General features: G+C 63.2%; 4 protein-coding genes and 2 tRNA genes. 3 read left to right on the top strand and 3 right to left on the bottom strand.

The window, feature by feature from the left end:
- Positions 1-28: 28 nt before the first annotated feature.
- A tRNA-Cys gene (locus tag ACOOGG_RS14835) sits at positions 29-102 on the top strand.
- Positions 103-140: 38 nt separating this feature from the next.
- On the opposite strand, the gene ACOOGG_RS14840 is transcribed toward ACOOGG_RS14835, so the two are convergent.
- From ACOOGG_RS14840 to ACOOGG_RS14850, 3 genes are all read right to left on the bottom strand, one after another.
- On the bottom strand, positions 141-1,511 hold the full coding sequence (locus ACOOGG_RS14840; RefSeq protein WP_420436392.1) for a hypothetical protein: 1,371 nt from the start codon (positions 1,509-1,511) through the stop codon (positions 141-143).
- A gap of 501 nt (positions 1,512-2,012) precedes the next feature.
- A complete protein-coding gene (locus ACOOGG_RS14845) occupies positions 2,013-2,465 on the bottom strand; it encodes an ASCH domain-containing protein (RefSeq protein ID WP_420436394.1) in 453 nt (150 codons plus the stop codon).
- On the bottom strand, positions 2,458-4,458 hold the full coding sequence (locus tag ACOOGG_RS14850; RefSeq protein ID WP_420436396.1) for a GNAT family N-acetyltransferase: 2,001 nt from the start codon (positions 4,456-4,458) through the stop codon (positions 2,458-2,460). Before ACOOGG_RS14850 ends, ACOOGG_RS14845 begins: the two co-directional genes overlap by 8 nt.
- Positions 4,459-4,576: 118 nt before the next feature.
- Between ACOOGG_RS14850 and ACOOGG_RS14855 the strand changes: the two genes are divergently transcribed.
- Both ACOOGG_RS14855 and ACOOGG_RS14860 read left to right on the top strand, forming a co-directional pair.
- Positions 4,577-4,650, top strand: a tRNA-Cys gene (locus tag ACOOGG_RS14855).
- A gap of 280 nt (positions 4,651-4,930) precedes the next feature.
- A complete protein-coding gene (locus tag ACOOGG_RS14860) occupies positions 4,931-13,618 on the top strand; it encodes a hypothetical protein (RefSeq protein WP_420436398.1) in 8,688 nt (2,895 codons plus the stop codon).
- Positions 13,619-13,657: the final 39 nt, after the last annotated feature.

Below are 13,657 nucleotides of genomic sequence, written 5' to 3' on the forward strand. Positions count from 1 at the left end.
AGCGCTGGCTGCCCCGGCAGCCAGGCACGCGTCGGTGCCCGAGTGGACTAAGGGAGTGGCCTGCAAAGCCATGATTCACGGGTTCAAATCCCGTCCGGCGCTCTCAGGGGTCTTCGCCAGATTTGTGGCTGCAGCCGAAATCAACTCGGGGAGGGTTCTTGTCCGCCGCTGGGAAGGCCAACCGGTTCGTTCTGGCGGCTTGCGCTGTTCACCTTTACTTCTGTCTTTTGCTGACGTTCCAGTGCCGGGGCGCGCGGGACGAATGCCTGAAGGTCTTGGAACACGTTGGCGTAGAACTCGATCACCGCGTCGACGACTGAGTCGATGAAACCCTTCTTGCGGGTGGAGCGGCGGCCTGTGCCCATTTTGGTTTGCTGGCGGACGAGGAACTTATTCGGTGGTTGCTTTGATTCGGGCAGACCGGTTTTGGGGTCTTCTCGCAGTTGTTCCAGGGATGCGGTGGCGGGGATGCGCCCAGATTTCTGATAGACGTCAATGAGGACGGTGCCGGGCGCGTCTTTCATCTGTTTGACGAGCCAGACTACGGCAGCCCTAGGGGTCCGGTCGTCGGGGGCCGCTAGCTGGGTGCTGACCGCGATCTTGCGGGCCTTTAGGTCCACCGAAACAGACAGGTCGGCGGCTCCGTCTGGGACACGCAGAACACCGTGCAGAGAGCCCTCTGAGCACAGCGAAGCTACGAATTCCTTGTTGCGTGCCGGCGGGTTCTGGCGGTGAGCACGTGGGATGAACTCGGTGACGTCGGCGCCGATCTCAGCTCCCAATTTCAATGTGGCGAATCTCAGCAGTTGGTCCCACCGTTGGCAGATCTCGGCGGCTTCCGGGCTTCGGCGCGACAGGCTCCCGTCGGTCGCTGCTTCGAGTACGGCCGCCCAGTTGTCGCCCATGTCTGAGAAGTCCACCACCCCCGATTTCTCATGGTTCAAATAGCGAATGAGCTCATCGAGGATCCAAGCCTGCTCGGGGTCGTCAACTCCGCGATGCGAGTGCTCTTTGACAGCCTCAGCCAAAATCAGCGACCACGACAGATGATGGACTTGCGTCCTTGAATTGGACCTTACCCTCAGCCCGTCAGTGGGGTGGACCCCAGGAGATGGCGCGATCTCATTCGAAATTGTGATGACGCAGTCGATGCTTTCCCCTCGGGCGACCTCCAGGTATTCGTTCAACTGGTCTGCGTTGAGTTTGTTCATCCCAGTCTTAACCTCAACAAGGGCCTCGAACGCGACCCTTTGGCCCACCACTACACGGATCAGCCCGTCGGGAATGACGAGGCGGCCGTCGCCTGTCCGGTAGCCGGGCTTGACGAACGTGGAAATCTGTGCCTTCTTTGCAGACGTGCTCCCCAGGGGGACTAGCAGTGCCCGGCTAAACGACGGGACCACGCTCATCACTGACAGCAATGCGGAAGTCGCCCGGTCCTCAGCCTCTTTCGCCCCCTTGATCCCAGCCACCGGTATCAATCGCGCCCGTTCAAACTCGGTCTCAGCCATAGCCCACATCGCTTTCGGTCTGGCCTGCGCTGTAGGCACAAACCCCGGCCACCCTACACATCCGGCATCGACCGCAGTCCAAGCAGCTCTGAACGGCCAGCTCGTAGTCCAGTCCAAACAGCAGGGGTTAGACGCTGGACCCAACTCCAGGGGGAAAGCCCACGACCCTGCTAGGGAAGAAACCGAGGAGCGAACGCGTATTTGGACGTTTGCCGATCAGGTCGGCGAACTCGCAGCCGCGGTGGACCGCCCCTCAGACCGGACCGAAGCCTCAAGCGCAAACACCGGCAGCGTTGACAGGACACAGATCAGGTGGACCAATCACAGGGGGTCACGCCACGGCCGCTAGCTCCTCGACAGAACCCACCGCATCATCATGGCCCTATTAGCACCAGCGTCCACAGGGATTTCAAACTTGGTGGAATGAGCTTTTGGAGGAGATTCAACCCCCTTTGAAGGCATGTTGGACTCACGCGCCCGTAGCTTGCTTCGGCAATTCAGCTAGGCGGCCATTTGTAGAAGCCGATTTCCGGTCTTGGAGTCGACGTAGGCGAAGCTCTGGGGAGGTCGGAAGCCCCTTGGTTTCGCCCGCAGGTCTTGGAGAGGCACTCTTCTGGACAGAGGTCGCTGCTCGTCCAGCGTTAACGCTGTGCCAACTTCCACACCCTCGAAGTAGCGCCTGAACTCGGGGTAGGACAGGTCGGCTCTTGAGCCGAACTCGCGCCACAAGTCTGTGAGGTGGGCCGATTTGACGCTAGTGATGATGCATTTGCCGAGCAGTGCTCTCACCGGTGAGCTCGCGTACAACAGTGCCCGAGTCGGAACTTCGATTTTGGGCGTCGTGCGGCGCAGTTCAACCGTCTTCGTCCCGGCAAGGATGGCTTCAGCGAATCTCGGCTTGAGAGAGAGGACAACCATCCGGTCTTGATCGAGTTCTGGCATTTCCTCAGCCATGTTGTCTCAACCCTTCCTCGTAGAATGCCTGGACACTAGCTTCGTCGATTTCCCGAGTCGTTATGAAGTAACCGTCTGTGTTCATGGCAGGGCACAACTCCCGTGCCCTGCCAATCGGTATTGGCTCATGGAAAATCTCGGTCTGGCTGAAGAGCAACGCGGTTGCTTTGGGGTGACCGCCTTTTCCGGACGACTTGGCGCTGTCTAGAACCTGCGGCTTGTCGAGCACCCCGCGATCGCGGTACTGGCGGTAGAGGCGGCGTGGATCGCCGGTGTCTACCGTGTCAAGCCAAGACATGGCTCGCACACCTCCGAATCGCCCTCCTCCGGAGACCCACCAGATGATTCGTGCGGGTGCTTCAACGGATTGGCGGGGTGCCATGTAGTAGGTGTTGTCACGGGCAGCAGCCGCTCGAAGATGCATCTCGAACAGTCGCGCCTGGGGTTCCTCATACCCGAGGAGGACGCGGGCGTACTCCGGCTTGATCGGGACAAAATATGAAGTGACGGCTCCGCTGAACACCTTCGAGGGCCATGCGTACCGCTCATAGTCTCGGATCAGGTTCGCGGTCAGCCTGTTCCAGCCGATCTGGCTCAACTCCTGTGGAAGTGCATCGCCAGGTCCGAACATGCCGGTCTGAACAGCCGCTTTCCAAATTGCCCCCTCGGACCTGAACCCCTCGTCGCGCAGAGCCCGTTCGACGGGCGATTGCGTCTGGTCTTCTATGACAAGGCCCGCCGACCCTTCTTTTGCGACGGCCGTTCGCAGGTGATGAATCATTTGCCTAGCTGCCGAATACGAATGCTGCCCCGAGGCGCTACGGAGCGCCGTCACTGTTACGCGGGATTGTTCGCGATACATCGCTCCGAGCGCAACAGGCTCCCCCGATTCTGTCTCGATTTGCTTGATGCGTCCCTCGTGGGCGGTGGCCTTGCTGAGGCGCTGCCTTATGTCAGCCGGACTCTCGCCCACGTGATGATGGCAGTACACGGATAGTTCGGTATTCGTTGGCATCCGCGAGACGGTTGCCACGGACATGCCGGAAGCGGCGATTGCTCGACTCTGATGGCTGTGTTCGCCTCCTGAGGCTTGGAGCCGCAGGAGGAAGTCGTCTGGACCAACCAGGCTCAAGCCGGTCGACTGCTCAATGTGCTTCCCATGCTTGAGAAGGCTCTTGTCTCGCGTCACGAAGTACGCGGCATCGCTGGTCGCTGCCTGTGCGACTACCCGAAGATCACTTACCCTTATTCGAGCAGCAGACGGTGCTTGCTGGAGCGACTCCAATTCTGCGTGCCATGCTTCGGAGGATGGCTCCAGAATCCGAAACTCGCGGAGTTTGGATTCAAAGCCATCGCTTCTAGAACGCTGGTCTGAGAGTTCTGAGCGGCTCTGCGCAGTTACTGCCAACTCTGCGACCTCCTCGACCCAGTCCGCCGTGAGTGCCAGCGAGGCAGGGAAATCACGTTGCTCCAAGATGTCCAGCAGAATGTTGGTATCGATGGCAACCAAAAGTCGAGCATCTTCGTGGTCAGGTTCCCCAAATAGGGTTTGAGCGGCGATGGGCCTCCACCACGTCACGAGGAGGTGTCCAGCGCGGCTGCGACCAGGCTTCTCTCCCCAGCGCGTAAACCCGAGTTTGGGCCACATGTCGTTCGCGTCATAGTCCTTGCGGCACGACAAGCGGATCCCCGCCCTGCGGGGGTTGCGCTCGACGATGCCCTCAACTAGCTCGCGTGCGATCCCCTGTCCTCGTTGATCTTTGTCAACGCAAAGATGGGTAAGAGAGATGTCTCCCGTTCTGACCCTTTTTCCATAGAGTGCGTACCCCTTGACTTCACCGTCTTCAACGAACGCGAGCACCCTGCCTTCCTCTGCGGCCTGTTTGATCGCTTCATAGGGCAAGAAGCCCAAGGTCGCGCTGTTGGCATTTCCAAGTTCAATGACCCGCTGGTAGTGCGGCGAATCAGGTCCCACCGCCTCGATCATGCTCATCGCCCTCCGTTGTTCTGTGTGCAAGCAACATGCTGGACAAACCTCTCCGATTGTACGGCGGGGAGATGACAACTTGAGCAGCTGCGGTCTTGCTCTGGCTGCTCCGGCAGCCTGGCACGCGTCGGTGCCCGAGTGGACTAAGGGAGTGGCCTGCAAAGCCATGATTCACGGGTTCAAATCCCGTCCGGCGCTCTAGTGGCTGCTTGACACCTGACCAATACGAACACCACTGAGAACTCGCCTGAACCTCCCCGGGTTTCAGGTCGCCTGCGCGACAACCGGTGAAGCTCGACGCCGCTTTGTGAGAGTTGTCATTGCTGGTTGTTGCCTTCGAGCCAGGATGATCCGTGGATCTGGTGAAATTCCCATCATTTTGAGGAGACAGGCTAAAATAGAAGGAGTTCTGTCCGAACCACGAGGAGATGGGGTTAGGGGGGCAAGCTCGATGTATGGGTCGCTGCGCAGAAGGCCGTTGTTTCTGCCTCTGTTTGTCGTACTGCTGATCTGCTTCGCCTTGTTGGCCACGCTCACGACCGGCGTACACGCCGACGATGGCGATGGCTTCGACCTCACTGCGGGCCTTGCTTCGCCCGAGCTGCCCGGACAAGACGGCCTCACCTATCCCAATCTCGGCTGGGGCCTCAGCGACCTCGCCGATGGCTCGCAATACGGTGCCGACTTCCTCTGGGGCGGCGGCTCAGGCGATGGCGGCTCAGGCAACGGTGTTGCCGCATCGCCCTTCCAACCCGGCGACACCGGGAACCATACCGCCTCGATGCTGGCGCTCTCGATCATCGTCGACGGCGACGTCGGGCGCGTCGTCGACGTGATCAATGCCAACGGCGGCGATGTCCGCAACGTGCTTGGCAGCTACATCGAGGCCTATGTGCCGCCGACCGTGCTCGCCCGGTTGGCGCAGACGCCCGGAGTGAGCTGGGCACGAGAGCTGGCGCGGCCGTTGCAGGCCAGGGGTACGGTCACCAGCGGTGGTGTCGCGCAGCACCTCGCCAGCGCCTGGCACGACGCCGGGATCAAGGGCCAAGGCGTCAAGATCGGCGTGATCGACGTGCCAAGAGGGTCCACGACTAGGGATGGTTTCACCGGAACGCCCGCACTGTTGGGTACCGATCTGCCGAGTGCCGTCACCGCTCGGTGTTACACCGATTTGGGCAAACACACGAGCAACATTGCTGATTGCTCTGCCGCAGGCGGAAACAATCATGGCACCATCGTGGCCGAGACGGTGATGGACGTGGCCCCCGAGGCCAGCCTGTACATCGCCAACCCGGTCTCGTCGGCCGATCTCCGCCGCACGGCCCAGTGGATGCACGGCGAGGGTGTCCAGGTCATCGTCTACTCCATTACTTGGCAGTTCCACGGTCCGCCCGATGGCACCAGCCCCTACCCCTATGGCCCGCTGAACACGGTGAAGTGGGCGGCCGACAACGGCATCGTCTGGGTCAACGCAGCCGGTAACCGACATCGAGACACTTGGTACGGCCCCTTTGCAGATGCTGACACCGACAACATTCACGAGTGGAGGGCCGGCACCGAAAATCAGTACCTCACTTTGGGGCCGGGCAAGAGCGTGCGTGTGTTCATGCGCTGGGACGACACGTGGGAGGGCGCCGACGATGACCTTGCCCTGATGGTCGTGACCAAGCCCGGCTCTCCCGATGAGGCTGTCCTTGCCACGGCGAACGACTCGCAGACGGGAGACTCCCATCACGAGCCCTTCGAGAACGTCACCATCGAAAACACAGGATCGCAGTCTGCCACTGTCGCTTTGAGGGTCAAGTCCATGGACGGGTCCAAGCCCAGCTGGATTCAGTTGGTCGCTTGGGGCGGCGTCCTCGGAACCCAATCAGACGGTTACAGCGTTATGTCGCCTGCGGACAGCCCGCACCCTGGCATGCTGGCAGTCGGGGCCGGCAGCCCGATAGCCATTCACAACTACAGCAGCCGCGGGCCCACTCCCGACGGCCGCGTCAAGCCCGACATCGTCGGCGCAGCCGGCATGCAGACCGCTGCGGACGGCACATTCTGGGGCACCAGCGCGGCTACCCCCCATGTCGGCGGCTTGGCAGCGCTCGTTGTCCAGCAGAATCCCAGCTTCGCTCCGACTGAGGTCACCGGTTACCTCAAGGCGCACGCGATTGCGAACGGCCCTATCGTGCCGAACAGCACCTGGGGGCACGGCTTCGCGCAACTGCCCTCGCCCAGCTGCGCTGAGGATCTCAACGGTTCGGGCACCACGTCGGGCAGTTGGACGAATGGCTGCGTCTCGGCCGCCGACTCCGCCAAGAGCGGCCGCTACTACAACATCAGGGTTTTGCAGGAATCGACGGTGGCGATCGACCTGTCGTCGAGCGTCGATTCCTATCTCCGCCTGCGCAATGGCTACAACGCCCAGCAGGGCACTGCGCTGCACAGCGACGACAACGGCGGCACTGGCAACAACGCCCGGATCAGCGCCACGCTTGCAGCGGGCAGCTACACGATCGAAGCGACCACGGCCGCCAACTCGCAGACCGGTGCGTTCTCGCTCGATATCAACGGTCTAGCGGCAGTGCCTGTAGTGAGTCTCAGCGGCGGCGCGGATGTCACCGAGGGCTCCAACGTCCGCTTCACCCTGACCGCCAGCCCGATACCGAGCTCGCCGATGCCCGTCAAGGTGCAGGTCTCGGTGACGGGCGACTACGGGGTGACACCCAGCACGCGTACGATCAACATCCCCACCAGCACCGGCAGCACCCAACTCGTTCTCTCCACCGCGAACGACAATGTCCCCGAGGCGAACGGCGGCATCACCGCAATGCTCGTCAAAGGCGCTAGCTACGACGTGTCGTCCAGCGCGTCGGCAGCCACTGTCGGCGTGAACGACAACGACAACTTCAGCTGCCATGACCTCGTGACCGCCGACGGCTCCGTCGACGGCATCTTGGTCACGAACTGCAAGCAGAGCTTCTACTCAGAAGACAGCAAGCGGTACGCCCGTTTCTACTCGTTCGAGATTGCCCAACGCAGCGGCGTCGTCATCGAGATGGAGTCGACGGAGCTGAACCCGTACCTCATGCTGCGTCACGGCAAGGATGCGCGGACGGGCACGCCCTTGCATTTCAATGACAACGCGGGAGAATCACAGAACCCGCCCGGCACGGCCCTCTACTTGAACGCCCGCATCAGCGAGGCTCTCAGCGCCGGGTGGTACACGATCGAGGCAACATCCCTCGATCACGAGGAAACCGGCTCATTCAAGATGCAGATCCGGGGCTTGAGCCCGCAGACATCGGTTCCGGTGATCAGCATCGCCGACGGCGGCGACATCACCGAGGGTGAAGACGCCAGCTTCACTCTCACTGCCTCCCCCGCGCCTGCGGCCGACCTCGATGTCACTGTTGCGGTCACGCAAGACGGGGATTTCGCCACGACCGGCTCGCAGACGGTGACGATTCCCGCCACGGGCAGCGCCACCTTGACGGTTTACACAGACAACGACAGCGTCGCGGAGTCCGATGGTTCCATCACCGCGGCGATCAGGGATGGCAACGGTTATGCCGTGTCCTCGACAATCTCAGTATCCGAGCGCACCGGTGCCGGCATCGCGACGGTCAACGTCGCCGATGATGACGGGGGGCTCGCCTGCACAACAACGTTAACGACCGACGGCGAGGTCTCGGGGACATGGGCCGATGACTGCAATTCCCAACAGCGTCCAGGCAGAAACGCTCGGTACTACATCTTCGAGCTGGAGCAATCGAGCAACGTCACCATCGAACTCACGTCATCGGCCGACACCTACATGTTCCTGCTCTCAGGAGAGAACACCCAGAGCGGCCAGCCGCTGTATAAGAACGACGACGTCGGCGGAGGAAACCTGAACTCCCGCATCAGCGAAACGCTTGCGGCAGGCTGGTACACCATCGAGGCGACCACCTACGCGAGTGGCATCACTCGCGACTTTTCGCTGACCATCACCGGCTTGGCGTCACAGCCAACTGAACCCGAGATCAGCATTGCTGGTGGTGGCGGTGTGACTGAGGGTGCTGCTGCGAGTTTCACGGTGACCGCGGCGCCGGCGCCTGGGGCTGATCTGGACGTGACGGTCAGTGTGTCGCAGAGCGGTGACTACGGTGCGACGACGGGTTCGAGGACAGTCACGATTCCGGCGTCTGGTTCGGAGACGTTTGCTGTCGCTACGGCGGACGATTCGGCTGACGAGGCGGACGGTTCGGTGACTGCGACGGTGGGCAGCGGGACGGGCTACACGGTCTCGTCGGGCAGCGGGAGCGCCACGGTGGCTGTGGCCGACAATGATGTCCCGGAGATCAGCATTGCTGGTGGGGGCGGTGTGACTGAGGGTGTTGCTGCGAGTTTCACGGTGACCGCGGCGCCGTCGCCTGCGGCTGGTCTGGATGTGACGGTCAGTGTGTCGCAGAGCGGTGACTACGGCGCGACGACGGGTTCGAGGACAGTGACGATTCCGGCGTCTGGTTCGGAGACGTTTACTGTCGCGACGGCGGACGATTCGGCTGATGAGGCGGACGGTTCGGTGACCGCGACGGTGGGCAGCGGATCGGGTTACACGGTTTCGTCCACGCAGGGCGCGGCGACGGTGGCTGTGTCTGATGATGATGATCCGTTGCCGGTCGTCAGCATTGTCGGTGGTTCGGCGGTGACCGAGGGTGGGAATGCGACGTACACGCTCACGGCCAGTCCTGCGCCGGCTGCGCCGCTGACGGTCAACGTGACGGTCTCCCAGAGCGGCGATTTCTATGTTGGGACCGGTCCGGCGATTGTTCAGATCGCGACGTCGGGCACCCATATCCTGAGGCTGGGCACGAGTGACGACAGTATCGACGAGGCTGACGGTTCGGTGACGGTGTCGCTGTCCGCTGGGACGGGCTACACGGTGTCGTCCACTCAGGGTGCGGCGTCTGTGGCTGTGTCTGATGATGATGTTCCCGAGGTCAGCATCGCTGCGGGTAGCGGCGTCTCCGAGGGGACGGCTGCGAGTTTCACGTTGACTGCGTCGCCGAAGCCGGCGGCTGGTCTGGATGTGACGGTCGCTGTGTCGCAGAGCGGTGATTTCGGTGCGGCGACGGGGTCGCGGACGGTGACGGTCCCGGCGTCGGGCAGTTTCACTCTGTCCGTCGCCACCGCCAACGACACAACCGACGAGGCGGACGGGTCGGTCACTGCGACGGTGAGCACGGGCACGGGTTACACGGTGTCGTCGTCTTTGGGTTCGGCGTCGGTGGCTGTGTCTGATGATGATCCGGCCGAGTGCGCGCCGCAGTTGCCTGACGACGCGGTCACAGTTGATGAGGTGACTGGTTGGCGGGATGGGTTGTCTGCTGCTGCGGCTGCGGGGGTTAAGCGGTTCAATCGTGTGCTTGCTGCGCTTGGTGTTGATACTGGTGATACGCCGATGACGGCTGAGCAGGCTCAGGGTGTGGCTGATTGGCTGGGGAACTCGCGTTGGGATCGCATTTCGCGCACTTTGGCGGCGGTGGAGCAGGTTCAGTGCGGCGACGATGCCGAGCAGGATGATCCGGAGATCAGCATTGCTGGGGGTGCTGGTGTGGTTGAGGGGGTCGCTGCGAGCTTCACGGTGACTGCGTCGCCGAAGCCTGCGGTTGATCTGGATGTGACGGTGATTGTTGCGCAGAGCGGCGATTTTGGTGTGTCGGCTGGTTCGAGGGCGGTTACGATTCCGGCGTCTGGTTCCAAGGCGTTCACTGTGGCGACGGTGGATGATTCGGTTGATGAGGCGGATGGTTCGGTGACGGTGTCGGTGGGCAGCGGGACGGGCTATGCGGTGTCGTCGTCGGCGGGTTCGGCGTCTGTGGCTGTGTCTGATGATGATGTGCCTGAGGTCAGCATTGCGGCTGGCAGCGGTGTGGTTGAGGGGTCTGCTGCGAGTTTCACGTTGACTGCGTCGCCGAAGCCTGCGGTTGGTCTGGATGTGGCGGTTGCTGTGTCGCAGAGCGGGGATTTTGGTGTGGTGACCGGTTCGCGGACGGTGGCGGTCCCGGCGTCGGGCAGCGCGACGTTCACGGTCGCGACCAGCGGCGACAGCGATGACGAGGCGGATGGTTCGGTGACGGTGTCGGTGGGCAGCGGGACGGGCTATACGGTGTCGTCGTCGGCGGGTTCGACGTCGGTGGCGGTGTCTGATGATGATGTGCCGCTTGTGGTTGCTGATGTGTGTGTGTCGGCGTTGGAGGGTGATGGGAGCGTCGCGGGGCAATGGACGGATGCGTGCGATTCGGAGGGCCGCGAGGGCCGGTATGCCCGGTTCTTTACTTTCTCTTTGGCGCAGCGGGCCACAGTGACGATCGATTTGGAGTCGTCTGTTGATACGTATTTGTTCTTGCGCAGCGGGCTTGGCCGCGACGGTGGGGAGCTGTCTCGCAACGATGATGGCGGCGACGGCTACAACTCGCGGATCTCGGAGTCGTTGGCTGCGGGGGATTACACGGTTGAGGCGACGACGTTCAGTCGGTCGACTACGGGCGCTTTCACGCTGAGCGTTGACGGCTTGACCGCTCAGCCGCCGCCCGCTGTGCTGCCGGAGATCAGCATCGCGGCGGGCAGCGGTGTCACCGAGGGCGGCGCTGCGTCGTTCACGCTCACTGCGTCTCCGGCGCCGACTGCTGCTTTGACGGTCGGTGTGACGGTGTCGCAGTCAGGCGATTTCGGTGTGACGACCGGGGCGCGGACCGTGACGGTCCCCACCAGCGGCAGCTACACGCTGACTGTCGCCACCGCCGGTGACAGCGCCGACGAGGCTGACGGGTCGGTAATAGTGTCGATCGACGCCGGTACCGGCTACACAGTGTCGACTTCGTCGGGCTCCGCGACCGTGGCTGTGTTTGACGATGACGACCCGCCTCCGCCGCCGCCGGATCCGCAGATCAGCATCGCTGCGGGCAGCGGTGTCACAGAGGGCGGTGCTGCGTCGTTCACGCTCACGGCCAGCCCTGTGCCGCAGTCAGCGCTGACAGTCGGCGTCTCCGTCGCCCAGTCAGGCGATTTCGGTGTGGCGACCGGGGCGCGGACCGTGACGATTTCCACCAGTGGCAGCTACGCGCTGATTGTCGCCACTACTGGTGACAGCGTCGACGAGGCTGATGGGTCGGTGACGGTGTCGGTGAGCAGTGGCACGGGCTACACCGTCTCGTCTGGCAACAGCAGCGCCACGGTCGCGGTGTCTGACGACGACCCGCCTCCACCGCCGCCTCCGCCTGCGGATTGTGTTTCTGATGAGACGCTGGGGTTGGCGCGGGACTATTACGAGCTGAACCGTGATCGCGCGCCTGGTTATGGCCGCAACTGGCTTCGGGTGCTGGTCGCGTTCGGCGACGTCGTCGACGATCAGGTGACTGCGTTCACTGCGGCTGAGGCGCTCGAGCGCGAGCAGCTCTGGTTCGGGTGGAGGCCGTTCCGCGAGGCGCTGGAGTGCATCGAAGCAGCCCAGCAGCCCGCGAGCCCGCAGATCAGCATTGCTGCGGGCAGCGGTGTGACCGAGGGCTCGGCGGCGTCGTTCACGCTCACCGCGTCTCCGGCGCCGGCGGCTGCTTTGACGGTCGACGTGACGGTGTCGCAGTCAGGCGATTTCGGTGTGGCGACCGGGTCGCGGACCGTGACGATTTCCACCGCGGGCATCTTCGCGCTGTCGGTGGACACCACCGGTGACAGCGCCGACGAGGCCGACGGGTCGGTGACCGTCACGATCGACACCGGGACCGGCTACACGGTGTCATCGTCAGCGGGCTCGGCGACGGTCGCGGTCTCAGACGACGACGACCCGGCACCACCCCCTCCGCCGCCGGCTGAACCGGAGATCAGCATCGCTGCGGGCAGCGATGTCACCGAGGGGACTGCTGCGACCTTCACGCTCACCGCCAGCTCCCAGCCGGCGTCGGCTCTGTCGGTCAGCGTCACCGTCGCCCAGAGCGGCAGCTTCGGCGTGTCCACCGGGGCGCGCACAGTGACCATCCCGACCGGCGGGAGCTACACGCTGACCGTCGCCACCACCGACGACACAACTGACGAGGCGGACGGGTCGGTCACCGCGACAGTGGGCAGCGGCACGGGCTACACAGTCTCGTCGAGCGACAGCAGCGCCACGGTCGCTGTGGCCGACGATGACGTGCCCGAGATCAGCATCGCCGCGGGCAGCGGCGTCACTGAGGGTTCGGCTGCGACGTTCACCGTCACGGCCAGCCCTGTGCCCGCGGCGAGTCTCGATGTCAGCGTGACCGTGTCCCAGAGCGGCGACTTCGCCAGCATCGGCGAGCAGACGGTCACGATTCCGACGACGGGCAGCGCCACGTTCACCGTCGCCACCACCGACGACACAACCGACGAGGCCGACGGGTCGGTCACCGCGACAGTGGGCAGCGGCACCGGCTACACAGTGTCGTCGACACAGAGCGCGGCGACGGTAGCGGTGTCCGATGACGACGACGCGGCGCCGCCGCCGAACACGCCGGTCATCAGCATCGTCGGGGGCACTGCGGTCACGGAGGGCGGCGATGCGACCTTCACGATCACGGCCAGTCCCGCACCGACGGCGCCCTTGACGGTCAGCCTGACGGTCTCCCAGAGCGGCAACTACTACTTGCTGCCCGGCACGACAACCATCCAGATGGCGTCGTCGGGCACCTACACCCTGAGGCTCGGCACCAGAGACGACAGCACCGACGAGCCCGACGGTTCTCTGACCGTCACGGTCGACAGCGGCACGGGCTATACCGTGTCGTCCGCGCAGGGCGCGGCGACAGTCGCGGTGTCCGACAACGATCTGCCGTCATCAGGGCCGCCGACGGTGATCGTCAGCGACGCCACCGCCGTTGAGGGCGCGCAGAGCCTGGTGTTCGTGGTGACACTGTCGAAACCCAATCCCGACCCGATCACGTTCCGCTACGGCGGATACGCCCGCACCGCGACGCTGTGGCAGGACTGGACCATCGAATACAAGGCGTTCACACTGGATGCCGGCGACACGACCATCGACCTGACTGTGCCAGTCATCGACGACGACACCCCAGAAAACGACGAAACGCTGCGCATATATGTCTACGCCATCAGCGGAATCGTCATCCGCGACGGCTTCCTCTACGCCACCGGCACCATCACCGACGACGACTGACCGAATCTCCCAAGGTTAGAGTTGGCCCTCGACCACGAT

Origin of the sequence: Candidatus Poriferisocius sp. (genome assembly GCF_965214065.1) — a bacterium.
Lineage (GTDB): Bacteria > Actinomycetota > Acidimicrobiia > Acidimicrobiales > Bin134 > Poriferisocius.